At 34.7% G+C, this 25,941-nt stretch carries 16 protein-coding genes; 6 read left to right on the top strand and 10 right to left on the bottom strand.

Annotated elements, in window-relative coordinates; genetic code table 11:
- Positions 1–11 precede the first annotated feature (11 nt).
- Both F6K23_RS07775 and F6K23_RS07770 read left to right on the top strand, forming a co-directional pair.
- Positions 12–935 (top strand): class I SAM-dependent methyltransferase, encoded by a 924-nt coding sequence (locus F6K23_RS07775; protein WP_293152943.1) that lies wholly within the window; start codon positions 12–14, stop codon positions 933–935.
- A 1,052-nt stretch (positions 936–1,987) separates the two neighbouring features.
- The gene (locus F6K23_RS07770; protein WP_293152940.1) at positions 1,988–2,176 is read left to right on the top strand and encodes a hypothetical protein; all 189 of its coding nucleotides are present in this window, start codon (positions 1,988–1,990) and stop codon (positions 2,174–2,176) included.
- Positions 2,177–2,286: 110 nt separating this feature from the next.
- Here the strand turns inward: F6K23_RS07770 and F6K23_RS07765 are convergent, their stop codons facing one another.
- The gene (locus tag F6K23_RS07765) at positions 2,287–7,455 is read right to left on the bottom strand and encodes a CHAT domain-containing protein (protein WP_293152937.1); all 5,169 of its coding nucleotides are present in this window, start codon (positions 7,453–7,455) and stop codon (positions 2,287–2,289) included.
- A gap of 598 nt (positions 7,456–8,053) precedes the next feature.
- Here F6K23_RS07765 and coaE point away from each other — a divergent pair.
- Positions 8,054–8,674 (top strand): dephospho-CoA kinase, encoded by a 621-nt coding sequence (coaE, locus tag F6K23_RS07760; protein WP_293152934.1) that lies wholly within the window; start codon positions 8,054–8,056, stop codon positions 8,672–8,674.
- A gap of 1,589 nt (positions 8,675–10,263) precedes the next feature.
- Here the strand turns inward: coaE and F6K23_RS07755 are convergent.
- The 9 genes from F6K23_RS07755 to F6K23_RS07715 all read right to left on the bottom strand — a co-directional run bounded on the left by F6K23_RS07755 (position 10,264) and on the right by F6K23_RS07715 (position 20,853).
- Positions 10,264–11,235, bottom strand: a complete 972-nt coding sequence (locus tag F6K23_RS07755) for a hypothetical protein (protein ID WP_293152931.1) — start codon at positions 11,233–11,235, stop codon at positions 10,264–10,266.
- 592 nt (positions 11,236–11,827) lie between these two features.
- Positions 11,828–12,499, bottom strand: coding sequence for a Bpu10I family restriction endonuclease (locus F6K23_RS07750; RefSeq protein WP_367267652.1), 672 nt, complete (start codon positions 12,497–12,499; stop codon positions 11,828–11,830).
- Positions 12,500–12,812: 313 nt separating this feature from the next.
- Positions 12,813–13,979, bottom strand: coding sequence for a DNA cytosine methyltransferase (locus F6K23_RS07745; RefSeq protein ID WP_293152928.1), 1,167 nt, complete (start codon positions 13,977–13,979; stop codon positions 12,813–12,815).
- Positions 13,980–14,003: 24 nt separating this feature from the next.
- Positions 14,004–14,438: a hypothetical protein gene (locus F6K23_RS07740; protein ID WP_293152925.1), complete on the bottom strand. Its 435-nt coding sequence runs from the start codon at positions 14,436–14,438 to the stop codon at positions 14,004–14,006.
- Positions 14,410–15,000, bottom strand: a complete 591-nt coding sequence (locus F6K23_RS07735) for a Panacea domain-containing protein (RefSeq protein ID WP_293152922.1) — start codon at positions 14,998–15,000, stop codon at positions 14,410–14,412. The genes F6K23_RS07740 and F6K23_RS07735 overlap by 29 nt, the downstream gene beginning before the upstream one ends.
- Positions 15,001–15,489: 489 nt before the next feature.
- On the bottom strand, positions 15,490–16,110 hold the full coding sequence (locus F6K23_RS07730) for a hypothetical protein (protein WP_293152919.1): 621 nt from the start codon (positions 16,108–16,110) through the stop codon (positions 15,490–15,492).
- A 114-nt stretch (positions 16,111–16,224) separates the two neighbouring features.
- Positions 16,225–17,460, bottom strand: coding sequence for an LL-diaminopimelate aminotransferase (locus F6K23_RS07725; RefSeq protein WP_293152916.1), 1,236 nt, complete (start codon positions 17,458–17,460; stop codon positions 16,225–16,227).
- Positions 17,461–19,719: 2,259 nt separating this feature from the next.
- The gene (locus F6K23_RS07720; RefSeq protein ID WP_293152913.1) at positions 19,720–20,667 is read right to left on the bottom strand and encodes a metallophosphoesterase; all 948 of its coding nucleotides are present in this window, start codon (positions 20,665–20,667) and stop codon (positions 19,720–19,722) included.
- Between the two features lie 33 nt (positions 20,668–20,700).
- Positions 20,701–20,853 carry a hypothetical protein gene (locus F6K23_RS07715; protein ID WP_293152910.1) on the bottom strand — a complete coding sequence of 51 codons (153 nt, stop codon included), beginning with the start codon at positions 20,851–20,853 and terminating at the stop codon, positions 20,701–20,703.
- 777 nt (positions 20,854–21,630) lie between these two features.
- On the opposite strand from F6K23_RS07715, the gene F6K23_RS07710 reads away from it, so the two are divergent.
- The 3 genes from F6K23_RS07710 to F6K23_RS07700 all read left to right on the top strand — a co-directional run bounded on the left by F6K23_RS07710 (position 21,631) and on the right by F6K23_RS07700 (position 25,818).
- Positions 21,631–23,145 (top strand): polysaccharide deacetylase family protein, encoded by a 1,515-nt coding sequence (locus F6K23_RS07710; RefSeq protein WP_293152907.1) that lies wholly within the window; start codon positions 21,631–21,633, stop codon positions 23,143–23,145.
- Between the two features lie 84 nt (positions 23,146–23,229).
- Positions 23,230–23,373, top strand: coding sequence for a hypothetical protein (locus F6K23_RS07705; protein WP_293152904.1), 144 nt, complete (start codon positions 23,230–23,232; stop codon positions 23,371–23,373).
- Positions 23,374–24,309: 936 nt separating this feature from the next.
- Entirely contained in the window at positions 24,310–25,818 is a 1,509-nt protein-coding gene (locus F6K23_RS07700) for a diguanylate cyclase domain-containing protein (protein ID WP_293152901.1), read from the top strand.
- Positions 25,819–25,941 lie beyond the last annotated feature (123 nt).

Genomic DNA, 25,941 nt, shown 5'->3' with positions numbered 1-25,941 from the left:
TGATAACTGAAATGACTACTACTTTAAAACCTAAATCAGATATAGCAACACAATTAGTAAATGGAATTCTCTCCATTAAACCACTGGCAAAATTGGCAAAAACTCAAGCACGAAAGATGATTATTAAACGTGCTGAAAAAATTGGTGTACCTTGGCGCAAACAAGTAAAAGAACTTTCCGAACGTAATTGGGATAAAGAATGGGAAATAGTAAATAATCCTAATTTGATTTATCCACAATATTACCTTACTTCATTTCATGCCTATGAAAAAGGTAATATGAGTTGGGAAGCTGCTGTAGAAGAAGAAGTAGCTGCTTTGGCAGTTCATGCTGGCATTTGGCCAGAATCAGGTATTGCTGGAGATGCTAGACTTCGTAAAAGTTTTCTTGATATTCTCAAACCAAAAATTACTGCACCAAAAGATATTTTAGATTTAGGATGTGGTGCGGGGTTAAATACTTTTACTCTACAAAAAGTTTACCCAGAGGCTAAGTTGACAGGGGTAGATTTATCACCTTATTTTTTAGCAGTTGGTTTGTATCGTTCCCAACAACAAAATTTAGACATTAATTGGGTTCATGCTGCTGCGGAAGAAACTGGTTTGCCTGATGCTTCTTTTGATTTAGTTTCTATCTCTTTAGTCTGTCACGAACTACCACAAACTGCTACTAAAAAAATATTTCGCGAGGCAAGACGGTTATTACGTCCAAAGGGCAATATTGCAATTATGGATATGAACCCTAAATCAGAAGTTTATGCCACAATGAAACCTTATGTTTTTACTTTGTTGAAAAGTACGGAACCTTATTTGGATGAATATTTCACTTTAGATATTGAAAAAGAATTAATTGATGCTGGTTTTATGACTCCCAAAATAATTTGTAATACTCATCGTCACCGCACAATTATATCATGTCCAGTAGAACAATTTTAACGCGCGTCAGAAGTCAGAAGTCAGATAGGGGAGCCGTCGGATTGGCGACGTACAGAAGTTAACCCACCCCTAGCCCCTCCCCCGACCGTGGAGGGGAATTAGGGGATTTAAGCCCCGCTCCAAAAACCCGATCGCCTTAAAAGGCGGGGTTGCCAGACTCATATTATTTTGATAGTAGGGCTTCGTAGTTGGGCTTTAGCCCTGACAATACTTATATTAGGGCTAAAGTCCAACTACAAACAAACACAAATTTTATTATAACTAAATTATCCGATAGTGTAGCTCCCTCGGAGGGCAGGGTTAATTTATTCTCACTAGAGAATAATTGATAGGGAGTGTGGATACCCACCCCTAATATCAAATCCGGTAGCATCAGTGTAATTAGATGGTGAGTAGGGGAGTAGGGGAGTAGGGGAGTAGGGGAGTAGGGGAGTAGGGGAGATAGGGAGATGGGGATATCTAGAAATATTTGGTAATGGTTGAAGATGGAACATTTTTTACCGAAAAATTGTGGGTATGCGCCTCCCCTTTTAAGGGGATAATAAGCGGTCGATCTTCGCAGCTTCCCCGTTGGGTGGGATGGCGAGGTCTCGGAGCCATATCCAATCGACTCCTGTGAAGAAAAATTTTCATGAATTTGTCAATCCTCTTCAATTCATAGAGAGGTAATTATTCATTATTCATTATTCATTATTAATTGTTGAAGTGCCGAATTAAACGGATTTGATATAACCCCTCCCTGGAGGGGAATGTGGAGTTAGGGGGAGAAAAAGACACCTAGAAACCTCACGGGGTGACAAGCGCCTCAAAACTATTGTGGGGTAAGGGTTTAAAAGATATAATCCCTTTCAAAAATTCAATGTTTTTCTCATAATAATAATCATTCTTTTGACATCCTCCCGACGCTGCTCTACGAGACAGCGCGGGATTCCTAAACATACATTACAAAGTTTAAATTTATTTAATGAAATATTGAGATTAACGACCAGAGGGATTGATTAATTTAATAAGTAGGTTAATGTTAAATTAGCAAACAATTTGAATCAAAAAAAATGATTGAGAAAGAAAAAAATCTCCCACGAAATACTTTGAACAACGTAACTGAAAAACAACAAATTAACAATAACTTAAAACCTCTGGTAGCTGTGTCTGACGATCAGAGACTAACAAGAGCAGACCCTTTTGAAACTATGAGAGGATGGAACTATGGTATTCCTGGATGGTATGTAGAACGGTATTGAATAGCGATCGCAGGAGAGCAAAGTTGAACTTTCTATTTTTTCTTGTGAAACTGTTGGAGCGATAAATTGTTTCCCTATTTTTCCTTCTTCCTTCTTCCTTCTTCCTTCTTTTACCATGGCGAACCAATCATCGTAAATGCTGCCCAATAATAAGGATGAGATAAATCCCTTCTACCTCCTCTAGCTAACTCCCGTGGTAGAGGTAGATGTTTATTACCATTTCGGAGTATATGACCATCTTGTAAATGCAACTCTCCCCGTAACATTGCTAACTGGGCCTGTCGTAATGCTGCTGCTTTAATTGGTCTGTTAGATAAACTCTGATAAAACTCAGTCATTAAAGCTAATGTACCAGTATCACTAACGTACCAAAGACTTGCCAAAGCAGACTTGACTCCCGCTTGCACTGCTAACCCAGCAAAACCTAACTCAGCTTCTTCATCTCCGACTGCAGTAGTACAAGCACTCAAAACTAATAACTCTACCTGTGTATTATACAAACGTAACTGGCGTAATTCATTTAAGCGTAACTTAGTATCCCAGAATTGAATATAAGAATTGTCAGCACCCCCTGGATGAAATTCTCCATGAGTAGCTAAATGAATAATTTTGAATTTTTCTTTGCTACTTTGCTGCTTTAAATTTTCGAGAGTAAATCCTTGATTCAAAAAAGATTTACCAGGCCAAAGATTATTCACGATGCTTTTAAGTTCTACAGGTACTGCTGGCAGAGGAGTTTGCTCGGTATTACCAGGAAATTCAGATGCTCCCATTGCCAAAACTTGAGAACCATTTAATCCAACATACGTTGTATCAGTTAAAGTAAAACTAGGAATTAATCCCAAACTATATTTTTCGACCAGGAATTGTTGACCATCATGTAGAGCGGCTATGGGAAGAGTTCGCAAACCGCTATCCATCGAAAAAATGATCGTATTAATATTATGATTTGCCAATTCTTCAGCAATTGGTGCAATTAACCATTGATGTAATTTTTGAGCATTTGGTAAATAATTATCAGAATTTAATTGACTGGGAGTCCTAATCTGATTTGTAAATTTTTTGGCAACCTCAATCACTTCATCTCTTGTTTGCCCACTACTTCTGACGATAGGTTTACCGTTTGGCAAAAACAATTGCAGTTCTAAATTATTGGGTTGTGCAGATACATATATAATTGCTGGTCTGATGCCTATTTTTTCAACGCTACTGAGAGTATTTCGGATATTTGCTGCTGTGACAGTTTTTTTAGTAATATTTTTTCCTAAATAACCCGCGAATTCTCTGCCTCTGTTTAACTCTATTTGCGATAGGGTATCAGTTAAACTAACTTGATTGTAATTATCGTTGCGAGAAATTTCGGAAGCAGTGGTAGTCATATTTTCTTCTACGACTATAGTTGGAGTTTGTTTCTGAGAGGACTTACCTTGGACGGGATTTTCTATAGCAACAGTTTGTTCTAAAACTGATGCAATTGAACTGGAATTAGTATCTTCTACAAGAATATTTGTCTCCACATTTTCGACAACAAGTTGAGAGTTATTCGGTTGGTCAAATTCCAATGTAGTTTGATTTTGATTTTGATTTTGATTTTGATTTTGATTTTCCACAACTAATGGGATAATTTGTTCTTCTGAACTACTCATTGAGGATGCAATGTTTTCTGCAATAGGGGTCGTAGGTTCTTCTGAACTACTCATTGAGGATGCAATGTTTTCTGCAATAGGGGCAGTAGGTTCAGAATTATCTAAAATTTGTGAGTTTGATTCGGGGTTTTGAGATACTATCTGTATATCTTGATCTGTGTTTGAGGGTTCCTCGTTATCTACTTCAGGGGGAATTTGAGTTTGCGGTTCCTCTATATTTTTTGGCTCCTCAACTAATTCTATTTGAGTTTCGGTAATGGTAGTAGTTTGATTTTCCTCAGAATTACTAGATTCTGTCGATTCTGGTTGAGTGACATTTTGAGGAGTTGATTCTTCTGAGTGAGGTTGATTTTCTTGACTTTCTGATTCCGTTGTGGTTTCAGTAGTGTCAGAATTTTGTGGTTGAGAGTTCTCTACTTCTTTGAGTTGAAAACTACTAGGTAGAGAGCGATCGGGTGAAACTGTTGATTTTCCATCTGTTATTGCTCCTACAGAACCATTAGTTGTAGCATCTCCAACGATAAAAGGTGTATTTCCAGTACTAATAGCAATATTTCCCCCCACTACCTCTCCTGCGGTAGAAATACTAGCAATATTCTGATTTTGGTCTAAAAAAGTACCTCTTATCCTGAGAGTATCACCTGTAGTAATTTCTACATTACCTCCACTATTTCCCCCTTCTGCTTGTATAGATATGACTTCAATAGCGTTTTCCGCATTCAGTTTAACTTCTCCTGCATTTCCTGGTGTAGCGCTAGAATTTATTCTACCTATAGTTATACGATCGCCTGCTTGTAAATTAATATTTCCTCCTGCTGTTGTTCTTGTGGTGGTTAGTTTTCCCGTTTCGATAGAACCACTACTAGCAATATCAATATTGCCAATACTATTATCTGATATATTTGCAGTCACATCTCCAGTCTTAACATTGCCTTGAATGCTGGTAATACTAATACCTGTGGATGTGGAAATATTGCCAGTGGAAATATCACTATTAGCATTTATAGTAATTTGAGCATTATCTACCCCAGTTATTGTACCTGTACCTGTAATTGTTTCTGCTTGAATAGTTGTGGGGTCATTGAATACAACTCCATTGTTATTGCTGCTTTCTGTAGAAGCAATAGTAATATTGCCAGAGTTTTCAGATTTTCCGATAGTAACAGACTCAAAACCATTTGCCAAAGTTACCAAATCTCCTGTTGTCAGGTGTAGAGGCAAATTGCCGTCTGTCCCTTCTATATTTTCAAATCCTCCCAGAGTAATATTTTGATTTTCTGATGCTGGTTGTAAGATGAGTCTCCCATTACTACTGACACTGTTTTCTCCACCTAAAAGGTTGATTTCATTTCCAGTAATACTAATGTTACCAGTTTCTCGACTACCGCTTGAGGTTGATATTCCTCGCAAGTTTAGAGTATTTCCAGCTCTAATATCAATATTCCCACCACTTTGCCTACCTTCAGCATGAATGCTTTCTGTATCAATATCAGTAGTAGCATTTATAGTAATATTCCCACCCCTAGAGTCTCCACTCGCATCAATTTCTCCTGTAGTAATATCTCCCTGTGCTCTAATATCAATATTCCCACCACTTTGTTGACCTTCAGCATTAATGCTTTCTGTATCAATATTAGTAGCAGCATTCATAGTGATATTCCCACCCCTAGAGTCTCCACTCGCATCAATTTCCCCTGTAGTAATATCTCCCTGTGCTGTAATATCAATATTCCCACCATTGCTTTCTACTGTCATATTTGAGTTGGTAGTAGATAAGTTATTAGTCATCACAAAACCTTGACTACTGGTGAGATTAAGTTCTCCTCCTTCTGTATTAATATCTCCAGTATTTATCGTCGTGCCAGAAATATTAACTGCTGCTCCTTGAGTATTGATAGTATTTTCTGAGTCTATTGTCAAAGACCCCAAACCATTTTCGTCACTATCTGCGACAAATGAGATTTCACCTTTTGTCTGAGCAAAGCTTAATTGAGTTTCAGATAAATTGTTGATAGTAATATTATCAGACGCTTGAAAAGTAATATTTGTACTATCTGATATGCTTTCTATTGATGATTTTGATATTTGAGATTCTATTGCCGTTTCACCTCTTAAAGGATTATCTGCTATCTCAATATTTGTATCTACAATATTAATATTTTCAGCCTTAAATGATAAACTGCCCAACACATCTGGAGAACCTAAATTAACAGTACCATCAAAAATTAAATTTCCTTGACTAGAAACTTCTACTAGATTTTTACTGGAATTTTGTTCTGCCGATATAGACTGTTCCTCAATCCGACCAATAGCTTCTATTTTGCCAAAAAAGCTAGTTTCTTCATCACTCCAAATAACTATATTTCCACCCTCATCCCTAAAAGAGGTAGTAAATATTTCTGTATTTTCATCTACATAAGTACGAGTAGCACGAGGAGCTGTTCCTAAACCTTGAGAATCTCCACCAATTCTAATATTGCCACTACCATAGAGACCAGAAGCATTAAGCTTGGCATTAAATAATCCTACTTTTTCTCCAAAAATATTGATTCTACTTGTATTTGCCAATTCAGAATTTTCTGCCCAAGAAATATCAAGAGAACCAGATACAATCGTTGTACCTAAATCTGTAGGAATTACTTGATTAGAACCTGTCAAAACCACTTCATTATTATCATTAACTCTAACTCCAGTAGCCATTTCCATCACTTCACTATTACCTGTTAAAAGCTCTGGTATAGATAAGGGATTTAAACTGTGTAATTCTTCTGGTAAATCATTAGAAATTCCTCCATCCTCTGTCGCTATTTCTAAATTTAATAAACGTCCTTCTTGACTAATACGGACTAAATTTTCTCCAGGAACTGTAGAGATCGTAATTTCACCACCTGGTGCAGAAATTTTACCCGTATTAATAATTGTACCCCCCAATAAAATAATACTTTCTCCTGCTTCAACAGTTAGCTCTCCTTCATTTAAAATGACTCCAGGACTCGTCATCGGGAAAGAAAAAGCACTAGGATTTCCTGTTAAAATATCGTAGTTATTTTCACCTATGCTATTGAACCAACCAGAGTCAAAACCAATACCTGAACCAGTAGTCACGACAAAAGATGCAGGTACATCCAATCTAGCATTTGCACCAAAAATTATACCCGCAGAGTTCATAATCAGTAAGTTGGAATTGCCCCCTGTTACCTGAATTAGACCATTAATTACAGAAGCATCTCCACCAGTGACACGAGTCAGAATATTTTTGATATTTGGGTTAGAGATAAAGTTAACAATTTGGTTTTCTCCCAAATTAAATCTCTCGAAGCTATGGAAAAGATTAGTATTATCTTTTGATTGCTTCCCACCTGTAATATCAAAGCGAGTTTGGGAAGAATCTGGGGATGGTATTACCGGAGTTACTACTGTATTGGTTGAGTTTTCTTCGGGAACTATTGGTTGAGTTGATGTTTGAGCTGATGCGATTTTAGCGGACAAAATTTTCCATGAAATCATTCTTAATCTACCATTATTTTCCTTGTCATGGAATGGTAGGAGGGCAGCAGTATCCAATATCCAAAGTCCTGTTAGGGGAACAGCTATGAGAATCTGATAAATTTTATAGATGGGTGCATGGTTCATTGGTTTGTGATTTTTGATCGCTTATCATATAACTACTCTTTCGTCAATATTTTTTTGTCCTTTAATTAATGAGCTACATCTATAGCAGGAAACAGGGAACAGCGGTACGACCCCGCCTCGGCGACAGAGGCAAGCGGTCGATCTTCAAAGCGAACCGTAGGGTGGGATGGCGAGGTCTCCTCACCATATCCAATTGACCAAGATAGGGAACAGTGGGAAAAACATTGCTTAGTCTAAGATTCATCATCAGCATAAGTCCTAACCGCTCTGGCTATTGCCATAACATAAAATCAAATAAATATTATAGAGAAAATTTCTGTTTGAGCTATTTCCATTTCTACTGTAATCTAAAATTTTCATAACTTGCTTGTAACTTTTCAGTGAAGATAACAGTAATTACAAGGAAGAGGAGTTTTCAATCAGGGTTGCTCGCGCCTGTTTTCTACACCTACAACCTACAACTACCAGCAAAGGAACTAGCGACGATAATAAATGGTATAAATTAAGCTAAACTACTAAAAGTTAGGCTCTGTCTAAAAATAATTAACTTTTGGCTTTTAACTTTTGACTTTTAACTTTTGACTTTTGACTTATTTATATGCGTCTCATTGGTTTAACTGGGGGTATTGGTACAGGAAAGACTACTGTATCAAATTATCTGAACAAAACTCACCATCTCCCAATTTGGGACGCAGATATTTATGCTCGCAAAGCCGTACAACCAAATTCATTGATTTTAGATAATATAGTAGAAAACTATGGCACTGATATATTGTTAGCTAATGGTAATCTTAATAGGCAAAAATTAGGAGAGATTGTTTTTAACAATCAAGAGGAGTTACTCTGGTTAGAGAAACAAATTCATCCTTATGTACGCGATCGCTTCGAGCAGAATATTCAGCAGTTTGTCATCAAAAATAATGAACCTGGGTATCATAGCTCCGATAGATACCCCACAGCAGTATTAGTAGTACCATTACTGTTTGAAGCCAAAATGACTGATTTAGTAACAGAAATTTGGGTTACATACACTTCTCCTCAACAACAAATAGAAAGATTGATGAAACGGGATGGGTTAAGTCAAGAACAAGCTTACACTCGAATTAATCATCAAATGCCTCTAGAAAATAAGTGTCAACAAGCGGATGTAGTTTTGGATAACTCCTCAACCTTAGAAATCTTGTTGAAGCAAGTAGACTCAGCGATCGCTCATCCCTAATCACCTAAATAATTGATCATCTGGCCGCAATTTTCCTGGAATAAGTAAAGACACTGAATTATATCCTGAAAAGACTATATAAGTTTTGTATTTAATAGTAGAAACTCCTTGCATGAACAATGGACAACTCCTATGAGTCTCTACCTATTTATTTACATTTCCATCGTAATTTCGACGATTTTATTCCGTAATATCTGCAGTTTACAACTAAATTACTCAACCTCAAATACCCAACAATCTTTTGCTCAAGTTAGGGTGTACTGTGATGAACGAGGTAGTGGACGTGGCGAAGCATAGTGTATTGGTCGCAATAGATAAACCTTTATGTACTTTCATATCCACAGTACCAGATATATAAGTTTTCCAGCATCCTGACTTCTGCTGTATCAACTACTTTCTTATTTTCTAGTTATACCAAATCCGGTCATTGCTAGTATACTGATTACGGTTTTCAACAATTAACAATATTTTGAAAAGCGTGTAGTGCGTATTGATGGCGGGTCTGTAGACGCGGAGTAAACATTAGAGTTGTCGCTAAATAGAGGGAAAAAATCGCTCCAACCTAGACAGAGCAATAATTCCAATACTTTTTGGCTACCAATAGCTACAATCCTTACATAACAAAGTTTTTGGGGATTTTTTAAGTTATAAAACGACAAGTCTATTCGCTATCCTCTATCATACACTTGATATAGCAGAAGGAAGAAGGAAGAAGAAAGAAGGAAAAGTTTTGCGTTGTCTGAGTTTTAAGCTTTTGATATTTCTGCACCCTTTCCTTTGATAGCTATAACTGTTAACGTAGTTCCTCCAAAGAAGGCTAACTCTTAATCTATTTAAAAGTTATTCACCAGACATCATATAATTAATGCCACAATAGTCAAGGTCTTAAAACAGTCCTTTGTTATAAATTATATGCTTGGTTTTTTCATTGTTCTACTTGCATCATTCTGTTTATGTTTTCAAAATGTCATTGTCAGAGTTTTATTCAACGAACAGACAATTTTGGGAATTCTGCTTGGTGCGCGTTCCCTCTCTTCAGCATTCCCATGGCGAGGAAACCTTTCCCTACGGGACGCTGACGCAAACGCCGGGGTCAGACCGCTTGCGCCGTGTGACGGCGCGGGGTCGCATCCGCTTTTTCCCCTATTCTATTTCTGAATTTTCTGACTTCACCAAGACTGAGTTTTGAGGACTGACTTCTATCCCAAAAGCACATACCGTGTGTAAAGATACCAAATGATTCTATAGAAAAGAAAAGATAGGAGGATCGATTTTTTCATCACGCTATTATCCGGAATCGAAATAATATAACAATTTTCAACAATTAAGAATTAACAATTATTGATGAGATTAGGCTTTAAATCTTAATTATTCGGTAAAGGAAGGAAAGAAGGAAGAGGACAATATATAGATGTTAATTTTCTCTATGATTCGGATGCCAAATAATTAACTCTTAAAAACTTCCCTCGCAATAATTATCACAGTCGAAGAAAAGGTTAGGACATATCAAAAGCTAAAAATTCAGACAACGCCAGATTTTTCTAACTTCGGTCCTTATTTCTTCCTTCTTCCTTCTTCCTTCTGCTATATCACTCATTTGATTTTTGAACTTCAGAAGTATGACTGAGATAATTACCAAAAACTTGACTCAAAGCATCAGCTTTTAAATGGTAATTCCAACGACACATTTGTGTCATTACTTTCATCAAGCTATAGCCAATCTCAATACCATATTTTAAATGATAAAACTTGATAATATCTTGACCAGAAGTTCGCTCTTTTTGATGATAATTTAATAGTCTAAGTAGACGAGAGATACTGCCAATAACTCGCCGAAAAACCGAATCACCAAAACCCCATCTAGTGATTCCCCAAAACTTAGCCAAATGATTAACTTCATCTTGTAAAGGTTGAGCGATCGCCATTTGTAATGCCCCTGTAGAATGAGACATTAACCATATATAAATAGATACGGCACTCCATTCAGAACTTATTCTACTTACTCCATGATTATAGATTTCTGCCCGTACATTTCCAGTAGGTTTATAACCATGAACGGTATTAGGTTTTTGCTGTAATTTTTTCCCTGTAAGTTGTTGATAAATCTTGTTAAAAGTAGGGGCGTGTTGTCGTTCTTCTTTTTCCCAAGTACCAACTTCAATTATTTTCCCATTTTCATCAGTTACACCTCCCATAAATCTAGCTAATTGAGGATGAGCTGTTTGTAAATAACCCCAACTTTCTTGGGAATAGGAACGAATTGGTGCTTCAATTTCTACGGCGGAAGCAATTACTTGTAAAAATAATGTTGGTTCGATACCAATAATTTGACTATTGTTAATTGCTTGCAAATTAATTTTTTGCCATGGTCTTTGTTGAGGATTTTCAAATTGTTGAGGTAAGTCTAATAGTCTTTCTGTAAGAATGTCTTGAGAAAGATAGCGTTCAAGTAAATAATTAATTCTGGCTCTGGTTTGTAGATAATTAGGAGTGGAATGGCAATAACCAGCTAGGTCAAATTGGGTCTGATTAGTGGAATTAATTGTTGTTAATAAGTTCATGGTTTTTCAGTTAAGTTATTTTTGGTGTAATGATCTAGGCAGATTTGAGAAAGTGTTACCAAGTCTCTGACAGATTATTAATAGAAACTGACCAGATTAAAAAGTGTCACTCTTGTGTTCTTGCCTTTCTTAATACCAATCCTAAGCTAACTATTAAGGTAGAACTTAGTATGTAGGTGACAGTTATTTAATTGTCATAGAAGAGAGTAGACAGTTGTAGTGATTTTTCTAAACTGGCACAGTTGAAATTATTTCAATACAAATGATTAGCTAGCTAAATTAAATAACCACGCTTCAAACCAAAATTAATACCACCCTCCCAATCAGAGGTTAAATAATCTCGAATATTAACAAATAAATGTTCTACCACATCTACATATATAGGATTTTTAATATACCCTTTCTGATATCGGAATTCTCTATCCGTATTCTTTTGTTTTCTTAATACATATATTTGGTCGATTTTGAATTTTCGTAAATTTACCTAATAATTAAGGTTTAAAGCCTCTCCTTTAAAGGATAAAAAATAAAAAATTTTCCTTTTAGTCAATCCTCTCCTTGAAAAGAAGAGGTAATTATTAATTATTAATTATTAATTATTGAAGGCATCTGTTAATTTTAGCCATTCTGCAACTAAAATATAAATGGCATTAGAGTTTCTATGCTTAAGTTGTTCTGCTGCTGTTGCTGCGTCTTGAAGCATAGTTTTATCCAAATAAGTTTTACATTCTATAACTACAGCAGGTACATCCCAAATATGACTTTCTAATTCTTGAGAACCCTGACAATTCATTTGGGCATGAATTCTCACTCCTATGGCAAAATCATTATCTTTCAACTCAATTAAAGCATGAGGATAATTGAGCATATCTTGATAATTTTCAGACCGAAAAAATATATCTTTGAAAGTACGAGACTTACCAATTAAAGCTTGTGATGAAAATTCACTAACTAAATCTTTGAAAAGGTAATACATAAATTCTTCCAAGACAGATGAATGGAGATTTGAACGAGAATCAAATTTTTCAGCATAGTGTTGTTGTTCTAGAAAATCTTTGTATTTATTCAAAAATTCTACTCGCTTTATCAATAATTCGCTATCTTGGTTTGTTGTTTCAATTGATGGAGCAATTAGCCCTTCATCAGCCAATTTCCACTCATTATATTTTTCTCTTATTTCTCTCAAATATCTCCGATAATCTTCGTCTATATATTTCGTTTTATGATTTTCCTTTTGCTCTAAATTATGACCATAAACATACATCTTATTTAGCTCTATTTTACCGAAAGATTGTTGTTTAAAGCCTTCCCTTTTAAGGGGATAATAAATAAAAATTTTCCTGTTCGTCAATCCTATCCGTTTTCAAGGAGAGGTAATTCTAAATTCGCGCATTCTAAATTCTAAATTATTGAAAACTGTTTTAATATATTATCGGCAATAGCTTTAGCTAACAAAGGAGGAACGGCGTTTCCAATTTGATTGTATTGACATAAATGTTTTTCTGCTAAACGACCTTCTCTCAATAGTAGCTCATCTTTTTCTTTTGGGTTTAATACCCCACGGTAAACGGGGGTGCTTACAATTGGTTGGGGTTTGAGTCCCCATCCACTTTTTCTTCCTTCCTTCCTTCCTTCCTTCCTTCCTTCCTTCTTCCTTCTTCTTTCTTCCTTCTTCCTTCTTTAAGACTAACAACTGTTGGTTTACCCATGAATTTCAAACTATCTGGAAATGATTGTATTCTTGCACCTTCTCTAGCTGTGAAATTTCTATGTTGATAAGGATGAACAAAATTAGCATAAAATGATGCTGGAATTGTATGGCATGGTTTATCTGGATGGAGTCTTCTATTATTTTGGTCGTAGATTTTTTTAGATATTTTTGTAGAGTTTCTTTGTCGCGGTTGTAAATGTTTTGGTGCATCTTTTCCAGAATTTCCCCAACTCATTGTGGCAAATCTTTCTACCATTCTTTTAGTGTGATTCATTGCTTTGTGATTAAACAGAATTTTATTGCCATTTCTCAACAATTTTTGATATTCATTCGACGGTTGTTTGGAATAATTTGACTCTTCTTTTCCTTCACCAGCTTCCAAGGTCGGTAAGTCAGAAATAGCATCCCATAATGTCGGACAGAACTTTAAATTTTCTCCAAATAAAGACATTTGCTGATTGGTTAATATTCCATGAGTTGGCAAGGGAAAAGGATTTTCTAGTTCCCGTTTTGAAGCAACAATAAATAAACGTTTTCTGATTTGAGGTACGCCGTATGCTGTAGCTTCCAATATTTTTATGTAGACGTGATACCCAATCTTATTAAACTCCTCTTCAATAATGTCAATAACTTTGGTTTGAGAATGAGTCCTAATTTTTATCAGGTTAGGCACATTTTCCATAATTAATATTTCTGGCTCAAAAACTACAGCTATTCTGATTAATTCTCTAAAAAGATTATTTCTAGGGTCTTTAGGATCTCCAGAATTTTTATTACAAATAGAATATCCTTGACAAGGGGGACCTCCTATCACAATTTGTGGTTTATTATTACTCCAAATCCCTGCTATATCCTTATTAGTAATATTCGTAATATCTTGATTGATAACAACTGCATCTGGATGATTATAAGCAAAAGTTTCTGATGCCCATTTATCTATTTCTATAGCACCAATAATTTGACAACCTGCCCATTTAAAACCAAGACTAAAACCGCCTGCACCGGAAAAAATATCTAATATTAATGGTTTCATAAGTAATACTTTTAGCAAAAATAGTCAAGCAACTATTTCATTTTTAGTAGTTTCTCTGTCAATAGATTTTTCCTCAAAAGTTTCTTGAATAACATCTTTAATATCTCGATCAGGAGGTCGTTTTTCAAATTGTTGATGATTATAAATCCATAAAGGATTAATTACTCTTTTCATCTCGTAAACTAAATACATTAATCTGATTTTTCCTGATGTACCTTTACCAATAGTTAAAAGTAACTTATAAAACTGACATTCATCAGGTAATTCAAGACCTTTTGGTAAAGGTTCAGCCCTTGCTTGAGGAGGATAAGGGTCAATGATTAGTTTATTGAGGTATATACTAATATCCTGAGTAAACTTCTGTTTTTCAGACTTAGATTTATAGGTTTTCACTAACTTTTTAAAACTGTTTTCAAAGTTAGTATTCTTCTTAATCAAGAAGAGATTTGAGCCAGTCATTTACTTCTCCTTGCTGAATATATTCTGGTTCTTCCTTAGATTCTATTGCTGTGTTTAAAACATAAGAAACAATGGATGTGTAGTGAGGATGTTCTTTCTCAATTTCTAAAAGTTTTTCTTCTCCTAATAAACGCATATCTTCTAATAGTATAGGTTCGTCTGAATTTGCATCACTAGGTAAATCTTTTCTGGCTTTTTTCCAAGGAGATTCTGAGTGTGTTAAGTCACTTAAGTCGTAAGCATCATATTCGCCAAAATATTGCCAGACTTCCTCTAAAATATGCTTGATTTCTGAGGTTAAATTTGCCATATTTTCCTGAATTGGAATAGGTAATTGTTCGGCTTCAAATTTACTGTAAAATTTATAAGCAGGAGGACAAACAGGACCAGATCGCCAAGCTTGTATTTCATCGGCGAATAAAGGTTCATCATTAAGAGCTAAATATAAGCATTGGCTATAGTAGAGAAGTTTTTGTACTTTCATATTGGTTATTTCAGCTTCTCTACCATCTTCATAAGCCCGCATAATGAAATATTTGGCTATTTCTAAGGGGTTAATCATGATACTTTTATCTGTTTGTTTTTAATTTAACAAAGCTATAGATACTTATTATTTTAATACTAACTCAGGATTTACACAACTAGGCTTGGTTTCCTAGGAAAAGTTTGATTCTTGTTAAATAAAATATTAAACAGAGACTTGAGAATCTAGTGCAGGATAGTAGAAATAACTGACCAGTTATACCAGTTTGATAAATCTTTGCTACAAATATTTAGGTTACTGCTTAGGAGTCAGGAGTCAGGAGTCAGAATGAATAGGTTTAATACCATTTATTGTGTAGTAATTTATCTTTTTAGTCCAATATATATTTCCTACAAATTATTTTAATACTGCTTATTATTTGTAACATTATTTTTTCAAGTTTCTATTACAAAATCCTCAAACAATTACAAATAAAAAATGATTGACTTTTAACTTTTGACTGTCTTGAGTGTGTCTTACATTCTGAGGAAACCTCAGAATTACACACTCGCTTTTAACTTTTGACTTTTAACTTCCGCGTAGCGGCACTAGCTGTAGTTCACATTGTTGAAAAATATAGTTAACCACGGCAAATAATTGGTCTAAGTCTTGAAAAGAATAAAAAGTCATATTTTTGGTAAAAATATTTGCTTGTAGTTTACCAAATTGCCAAATTTTGCCATTTGAAACAATCCCAAAAACTATCATCTCTGGGTTTTCATTTAATTTTTGAGCAGCTACCATTTCTGCCAAACATTGTCCCCATCCTTCCTCAAATTTATCTTGTTTTGCTTCTACTAAAAGTAAATAAGGTTTGTCAAAGACAACTTTTCCTAGTGGAGAACGTTTCGCTAGAATATATTCTGGAAAATCCGCAAGATTATCGTTATAAATCAGCGACTGATGACTCCACAAAATCAACTTACTACAATAAGATTTCCAGACTTCTTTTAAAACTGGATAAATTAAATTTTCACAGATAGCAAATTTTGAATTATCAACTATTCCTTCCCGCATAACTATTTCTATATCATTTCTGAAATATTCAGGAATGCTAAATTCTGTCTCTAAAATAAAATCAGATTCAATGTAGGTAATTTGAAATTCTTGGATAACTGCACTAATACTTTTATAGTTACTAAAAGACATATAGTTTTTCCATTTGATTGACAAATAGGTAGGCAAATGTTGCTTCAGTTAGAAATATTTTCCATAACTGAAGATTTGCCCATCCTACTAATACTGATTTTAGCGATCGCCTACCTAAACTTTAAATTTCTCAGTTATCCGTTTCATCGCCTCATTCACATTTTCCCGACTATTAAAAGCGGAAATTCGGAAGTAACCTTCACCTGCTGCACCGAAACCTGAACCGGGAGTACCGACAACATTACAGTTGTGCAACAGTTTATCGAAAAAATCCCAACTAGACAAACCTGTAGGAGTCTGCACCCAAACATAAGGCGCATTCACACCACCATAAACAGTTAACCCTGCCGCTTGTAACTGGGAACAAATAATTTTGGCATTCTCTAAATAAAATTCGATCAACCCCTTCACCTGTGCTTTCCCTTCATCGGAGTAAACTGCCTCCGCACCACGCTGCACAATATAAGAAACTCCATTAAATTTTGTGCAATGACGGCGGTTCCACAACTTCCATAATTCTACATCGCTACCATCAGCAGCTTTCCCCTTGAGAGTTTTGGGTATAACAGTAAGCGCACAACGAGTACCTGTAAAACCAGCATTCTTAGAAAAGGAGCGAAATTCGATCGCGCATTCTCTTGCTCCTTCTATTTCATAAATGGAGTGGGGAAGACTTGCATCAGTAATAAATGCTTCGTAAGCAGCATCGAATAAAATAATCGCATTATTTGCTTTTGCATAATTTACCCAAGTCTGGAGATATTCTTTTGTGGCAGTGGCACCAGTAGGGTTATTCGGGAAACACAGATAAATCAAATCTACTTTTTGAGTGGGAAGTTCAGCAGTAAAATTATTTTCTGCGGTAATGGGTAAATAAACTAAACCCTCATATTCTCCTTTCTCATTCACATCTCCAGTATTACCTGCCATTACATTAGTATCCACATACACCGGATAAACTGGGTCAGTAACTGCAATAGTATTATCGTGACCAAAAATGTCGAGAATATTACCAGTGTCGCACTTAGATCCATCAGAAATAAATATTTCCGAGGCATCAATATCACATCCCCTAGCTTGGAAATCTTCAGCCGCAATTTTCTCTCGCAACCAACCATAACCTTGCTCTGGGCCATAACCTTTAAAAGTTGAGCGATCGCCCATTTCTTCTACAGCTTTAATAATGGCCTGACGACAAGCTTCTGGCAGGGGTTCGGTGACGTCCCCAATACCTAGTTTAATAATTTTGGCCTCTGGGTGAGCTTCAGCGAAGGTATTTACTCGACGGGCGATTTCTGGAAAGAGATAACCTGCTTTAAGTTTGAGGTAATTATCGTTAATTGTTGCCATAATAGATTGCCAAAAATGATTTACAACAGACAGTATGTCAGATTATCCTGATTTTTGTTAATTAGACAACATTGTTTCTTTTTTCCGCAAAACCTAACTATAGCAATCCTATTTAAGTTGTAATATTTTGGTGGCAGTTAGGAGTTAGGAGTCAGGAGTCAGGGTAAGCATTCAGCTATTAGCTGTCAGCTATCAGCAACAAGAATGTCTCCTTAAGGACAGTATTTAAATTAACAACTGACTTTAAGGGTAAAGGAGTCAACTTTTGTAGTAAGACAATTAAATATTGCTTTGATCCTAGACTAAAAGCAATAGCTGATAGCTGATAGCTGACGGCTGAATGCTTACGAGTCAGGAGTCAGGAGTTAGAATTTACTAATGTTTTCAGTTCAAATTAACTATTATAAAAATTTTCACAACCAATTTAGGATTACTATATTTAAACCTGTAATTTTTTTTGGTAATTCCTGTGAATTAACTACTGCTCATAGGTAGTTTTAACAGTTATTGAAGAAGGCAGAAGGCAGAAGTTAGAAGTTCATTAATTGATAATTACCTCTGGTTAAAACCGCTCTTGATTGAATATAAGGAGATCTGATTTCTTCACAGGAGTCGATTGGATATGGCTCCGAGACCTCGCCATCCCTCGACCGCTTTTTTCCCCTTAAAAGGGGAGGCTTTAAACCATAATTATTTAATTATTAATTATTAATTATTAATAATTCGGTAAGGATTCAGGTGTCAGCTATACAGGCATCAGCTATTAACTTAATTGCGCTTTTTTGAGGAATCAGAATTGAAATATTTAACAGAATTAAAATTATGAAATAAATTAGCTACTTGCTCACGACTCAAACTCAATATTACTCAAATCCTCAAACTATTAATTCCTGTTAACGTAGTTCCTCCGGAGGAGGAAAGCTGACCGCTAATGGCTGAATGCTGAGGTTATAAGTTAGATTTGATCGACTAAAAACTTTGATAAGACGATAGTTTCGGGCAATTATTTGAAATTTAAACTTGGAAACTATTTGTGACATTCCTAAAGTTAATTGGTATAAGAAAGAAGAAGTAAAAAGTAATAAGGCTTTAGTTATCTAGGAGAGAAGGAAGAAGGCAAAAGTGAATGGGAATAGTCTTCGACAAACCACTTTGTGTCTACAATTGATTGGGGTTTATAGACACCCTTTCAGGTGGGATATTAAACTCATAAAGAAAAAGATAATTACTTCTCCTAAAAACCGATAGGATTGACGAAGGGGATTTTTGGGATTTATTTCTTCTTTACATAAAAGCTTTTTTACCTTAATTATTCGGTAAAACTCTTGTTTTGCCCTAAATTAATATCAAGAACTGTTAAAGTATTTCTGGGAGATAAGTTAGTGCTAATTAAATTACGCAGAATCCTACCTGAAGCACCAGAGCAAGTAATTTAAATTACCTCGATAGACAGTGTGTTTAGATTTTCCTGATTTTTTCTAACTAGGCAACATTGTTTATTTTTCTCGCAAGACCCAACCATTTAAACCTGTAATTTTTTCTGATAACTCCTGTAGGTTAACCACTGCTAAAGTCTCCAGAACCTGTTGTGTAGAAACTCTGGGTTTGCTCTAGATTAATATCAATAACTGTCAAAGTATTTCTGGGAGATAAGTTAGTACTAATTAAATTATGCAGACTTCTACCTGAAGCTCTAGAACAAGTAATTTTAAATTACCTCGATAGACAGTGTGTTAGATTTTCCTGATTTTTTCTAACTAGGCAACATTGCTGATTTTTCCCGTAAAACCCAACCATTTAAACCTGTAATTTTTTCTGGTAACTCCTGTGGGTTAACCGCTGCTAAAATGTTCGGAACCTGTTATGTAGAAACTCTTGTTTTGCCATAAATTAATATCAAGAACTGTTAAAGTATTTCTGGGAGATAAGTTAGTACTAATTAAATTATGCAGACTCCTATCTGAAACACCAGAGTAAGTAATTTAAATTACCTCGATAGACAGTGTGTTTAGATTCTCCTGATTTTTTCTAACTAGGCAACATTGTTTCTTTTTCCGGCAAAACCCAACCATTTAAACCTGTAATTTTTTCTGGTAATTTCTGTAGGTTAACCACTACTAAAGTCTTCAGATCATAGGTAGCATAAAAACTCTTGTTTTCCTCTAAATTAATATCAACAGCAGGACCCCACCTAAAGCTCTAGAATCAAGTAATTTTAAATTACCTCGATAGACAGTATGTCAGATTATCCCAATTTTTTTAACTAGGCAACATTACTTCTTTTTCTCGTAAAACCCAACCATTTAAACCTGTAATTTTTTCTGGTAACTCCTGTGGATTAACCACTGCTAAAGTATTCATGTCATAGGTTGTGTAAAAACTCTTATTTTGCTCTAGATTAATATCAACAACTGTCAAAGTATTTCTGGGAGATAACTTACTACCAATTAAAGTACGCGGACCGCTACCTAAAGCACCAGAATAAAGCAACTTCAAATTACCTTTATAACCAGGAAAATAAGCATGATGATGACCGCTAATATATAGGTGAACATTATACTTTTCTAGCATAGTTCGTAACTCATCAGCTTTCGCTAAAACATCACCCATTTTATTTTTAGTAGGAGCAACAGCATAAAAAGGTAAATGCCCCATGACAATTCGCATTTTTGCTGTTTGTGCTTGACTACTTGCGAGACTTTTTTCTACCCATTCTAATTGTTGTTTAGGAATCCGAAGCATAGAAGCATCCCAAATTAAATAAAAAATTTCTTTATGGAGAAAGCTGTAATAAAAAGGAAATCCATCTGCTTCTAGAAAATTTATGTTTAAATCATTTTGATGTTTGCTCCAATAAAGTTGTGCTTGTCTGCGCTCTTTTTCATATTTATATCCATCCCCAGATTTTTTGAAATAACCTGAAGCATCATGATTGCCAATAGTAATAGCAAAAGGTTGTTTTCTTTGACGTAATCGTGTGGCAATATAACGGTCAAAACCATCCCACATAGCTTGAATATTTTCTTCAGTAAGTGACTGTTTTTGTCCGGCGATCGTATCACCTGCACAAAGCACGAAATCTGGTTGCCATTCAGGTATTAAAGGAATAGTTTTTTCTACTTGTGGTTGGTAAGTTGTGGAGCCATAACTACTGTTTAAATCACTGATAACTACGAGTCGAATATCTCCTCGTTTTGGTGCAAACATTCCTGGAGGAGCTGGTGTTGATGGAGTTGATATTTATGAGGGAGAAATAGTCTGATTTGCGGGAATTTGAGAGTTAAAATTTTCGGCGTTTGTAGTCTGGGTTTGCTGGAAATTTTTGCAAGAATTAAAAGCTAATCCTAATGCACTGCCGAGAGAAATTAGGAAATAACGACGGTTAAATTTCATTTTTTTTCTCCACAATTATAGTAAGCATTTCCTCCGGAATGCTGCGCAAACAGCAGTCAGCTATCAGCTATCAGCTATGGCTTTTAGTTTTAGATAAAAACTTTACTAATTGAGCCAGAATTTATACTTACTATAAAAGCTGGCTGAAACAGTCTATATTTATTAAGACTCCCTGATAAGAACTAACAGCTAAATGCTTACGAATTACAATTAATTAGGTTAATTATATCTCAACTTTAGGTAAAGGTTTGATGAGGCTGGTGTAATTTCAGTTATCAGTTATCAGTTACCAGTACCTCTGCAATAAGGAGGTAAGAAAATACGGAATCTTCTTTTCTCTTAGTCCATTAGATATGGGGAGGATAACTCGCCATCGCTTGAGGGCTTTTTATCCTCTTAAAAGAGGAGGCGTAACTACCCAAATTTTTCGGTGAAATATCAAAAATTATTAATCTATTGTTAACTTTTTTTTAAACACTTAATTCCTATTTTTGTTGGCTGTTATACATTGATTAAAACAAATAAAAGTATTGATAAACTGTCTAAAAAATCTTGCTATTCTTTTTATTGGTATTTTTCAAATATCTAGATGAATTCAAACTAGATTGTCATTTTTTATCTTTTTATTTTGGGTTTAATTCCCTTGTTCCCTTCGGTCACGGGCAGCGAGAGCTGGAGTCAGAATTCTCTTCTGCCTTCTCCCTTCTGCCTCCTGCCTCTTGCCTTCTGCCTTTCTTGATAATTTGCTTTTTCTGTTCCTTAAAAAAAATATTAAAAATGGCTAAAAATCACAATCGATTCAGTTTATATCTGAGTTTAACTCTATTAATCGGAATATTTTCAGAACCAATAGTTGCTCAAACTACTTCTAATTTAAAATCTCTTCAATTTTGCAACAATGACAATATTCAATTATCAGAAATATCAGTCGATAATTCAGTAAATAAGTTACTAACTATTTCTAACTGGATGACGAATCCAGAAATGGGATTAGCTAACTTAATTACAACACTGGGAGAACAAACAATTGTTGCTGCTAATACTATACCCAATCCTTGGCCGATAATTCACGAACGAGCAAGATTAGGGAAAGTTCCTGTAATGATGTATCACGATATTTTGCCCAAGAAAAAAGTTTCTTTTGATGTCACAGTAAAACAATTTGAAAAGCATCTTGAATTAATTCAAGAAAGTGGAGTAACACCCATTAGTTTAGACCAACTAATTCAGCATTTACGCACAGGAGAAGCATTACCAGAAAAACCAATAGTTCTGACATTTGATGACGGATATATTGGTCATTATGAAATAGTTTATCCCCTACTCAAAAAATATAATTATCCAGCAGTTTTCTCAGTATATACAGACAAAGTAGAAGGCAAAATAGTTGGTCGTTCTACTCTCAGTTGGTCACAATTGCAAGAAATGGCAAAAAATCCATTAGTCACAATTGCTTCCCATAGTGTTACTCATCCCAAAGATTTAACTAAATTATCTGACCGAGAACTACAAGCAGAAATTTTCAAATCAAAGCAAATTTTAGAGAAAAAATTAGGAATAAAAATTAACTATTTTACTTATCCAGAAGGTAAATATGATGAGCGTGTTAGTGCTTGGGTAAAAGTAGGGGGATATGAAGCAGCACTAACAATGGAAAATAATAGAAATATCTTTAGCAATAAATCAAAAAGTTTATTGGCAATAGACCGCTTTGGTCAATCAGGATTAAAAAAGGCAATTGCAAAAACTTTTGGTGGATTACAATTACCTCCCTGGAAATTTGGGTTTGATTTTACTGGTCAAATTATCAAAAATGAAATAACTCTTCAAGGAATTCCATTAATTTTAATTTCTGGAGGAAAACCAATAACTATTCATGCAGATAGTCGGTATCAAGTCAAAGATATTCTGGCAAAACATCAGGCGATCGCTGGAGTAGATGGAGTATTTTTTTCTCTGGAAAAACTAGATTATAACGAAGTAATTGGTTCGATTTTTAGTCAGAATACAAAAAAATTTGTGCCTGGAGATAGCTATGACAATAATAAATTAAAGAATAGTCCGCTAGTATTAATTAGTAATGCTCAAGTAAATTTTATTCCTTTTAATCCCGAAAATCACAATACAATCAAAGGCATAAAAGCAGAGATGCAAAATTTTACAGATGCTTTTGTGGGAGCTGCATTTTTAGTGAGAAATTATCAACCACAACCAGCAGAAACTTTTGGTGAACTATTCAAGTTTAATGAACCTCGTCACCGAGCATTTTGGGGCATTCATCGTAGTGGTTAACCTATTATTGGCGTATCCTATCAAAGAGTTGGTTCCGTTAAACTTGCTCAACTTTTAGCACAAGTAAGATTTCGGGATGCAGTTATGTTAGATTCTGGAGCTAGTACGTCTCTAGTTTATGAAGGTAAATCTTTAGTCAGGTATACTCCACATCCTGTTCCTCATGTAGTTGCTTTAGTTTCACCAAAGTCAGCTTCCAAATCAACTTGTGTTGTAGCTCAGTATTGATAAATAATAAATAAAAGTCAATTATTAGATTGAAAAAATGATTAACTAAATCAATATAAATTCATATAGCAGTCGGAAATTATTTACTGCTACATAACTAATTAGCATTCAGGATATTGCTAAGGCAAGGCTACCTCATCAGTATTAAAAATGCTATACTTGTTAAGCTGACAGTTAAAAAAGTTAATAAAGTAAAAAATTAAGCCCTATTTTCATCCTCTTATACTGATGTCCTCTAACCAAAAATTAGTAATCAATCAACTATATGAAAGCTGATTTTAGAATTTTCTGAATCTAATACAAATCATTCATATAAAATTGGCAAAAATGGCTGTATCTTTAATTCCACAATCAAAAATCTCGATCTGCTTGATTCCTTGTTGCTTTTTCCTCAAAAGTATTTTCACCACTCAAATGAAAATGCTATATTAATTAAAGTTAAATATTTTTATATTAAAGTTATGTTATACATGAAGATAGCAATTTTTATACTGATGGGGTGCAAAAATTCAGGTTTTAGAGACCACCAGATATAGGAACAGAAAAGAAGAAAAACTGGTAGTACCTCACTAAACTGAAAACTGCTATGTTTAAAACACTTCAGGGTACATGTTACAAAAAATGCTTGTAGCTTCCTTAAGAGAGTAGATGAAATTCAATTAAACAGCTATTAATTATTATTTGACAGAGTTAATATGACAACTCTATACCCTCCTAAATATGACACAAATTTAATTTTCTTAAATTTGGCCAATAGCTACACCAAATATTCAATAATTAATAATTATCTCCCTCATTTTAGGAAGAGGATTGATACAACCGAAGAAATTGTTAAATTTTTTATTCTTCAAAAGAAGAGACCTTAAAGATTAATTAATTAATTATCAATTGTCAATTATCCATTGGTAACCATATTTACTCTACCGCAACTCAATCATGTATCAACAACAAAATTCTATACTTAGAGAAAGTATCTTAATTATTAACGATAATCCTAAAAGTTTAAAGCTGTTGACTGAGTTGTTATCTGTACAAGGGTATAAAGTGCAAATTGCCACCAGTGGAAAAGAAGCTCTAGAAAATATTTATTTTGATCTGCCAGACCTGATTTTATTAGAAGTTAAAATGCCAGAAATGGATGGCTATCAAATTTGTGAATGTCTCAAGATAGATAAACAAACTGCTAATATCCCTATAGTTTTTATCTCTGCTTTGGATAGAGCGATGGATAAAGTTAAAGCTTTTACTGTGGGTGGAGTAGATTATATTACAAAACCATTTGAATTAATTGAAATTTTAGCCAGAATTGAAAACCAATTACGTCTTCGATCGCTACAGCAGCAATTACAACAACAAAATGCTTTATTACAACTATTATTAAAAGTGACTCATGCTATTAGTGAAGCATCTGATATTGAATCAGCATTAGAATTAACTTTAGCAGAAGTTTGTCAAACAATGAATTGGGATTTTGGAGAAGCATGGATTCCTGACCCAGAAGCTACAATGCTCAAATTTAGTAGAGGATGGTATTCTAGTAATAGTAATAATGGTACTTTACCCGCAGCTCTAAAATTTCGACAACAGCATCAGATTATTACCTTTAACTCTCAACAAAGCTTACTACAAAGGGTGTGGAATTCTCAGCAAACAGAATGGGTCAAAGATATTTATCTGGAAAAAGAATCGGTTTTGATTGGTTTTCAAATTGCTGAAAAAATAGGTATTAAATCTGCTTTAGGAATACCGATTATTCTAGAGCAACAGGTTTTAGCTATCTTAGTATTTTTCCAGAAATTTTCTCAAACATTAGATCAAAATTCTATACAGTTAGTTAATGCTGTGGCAACTCAGTTAGGTGGATTAATTCAACGGAAAAAATCTGAGATAGCTCTTAAAAAAGCAAACCAAGATTTAAAACGAATTGCCAGTTTTGATAGTTTAACTTCTCTAGCTAATCGTCGTACATTTGATGAATATTTTCATCAAAAATGGGAGCAACTTAGACAAGAAAAAAAATATTTATCTCTCATCCTTTGTGATGTGGATTATTTCAAATATTATAATGATTGTTATGGGCATCCAGAGGGAGACCAATGCCTCAAAAAAGTTGCTCAAGCTATTAGCAAGGTAGCTAAATTTTCTACAGATTTAGTCTGTCGTTATGGTGGCGAAGAATTTGGAGTTATATTACCAAATACAAATATTGAGGAAGCTTTACGAAGAGCAGAATTAATTAGGAGAGAAATCAAAAGGCTTGAAATACCTCATGCTTGTTCAAAAGTAAGTCCTTATGTAACTGTAAGTTTAGGAGTAAGTAGCGTAATTCCTACGTTACAATTATCTGCTCGTACATTATTAATAGATGCCGATCAGGCACTTTATCAAGCAAAAGAACAGGGACGAGATTGTGTTATTGCTCATAGAATTAATTATGTTTGTTAAGATTAGGGAATAGGGAATAGGGAATAGGGAATAGGGAATAGGGAATAGGGAATAGGGAATAGGGAATAGGCAACAGGCAGAAATTTATCAGAGAAAATATTTTTATTATTGCTAACTAATCAG

The organism is Okeania sp. SIO2C9, assembly GCF_010672455.1.
GTDB lineage: Bacteria > Cyanobacteriota > Cyanobacteriia > Cyanobacteriales > Microcoleaceae > Okeania.
This window is presented reverse-complemented; position numbering and strand designations above follow the sequence as displayed.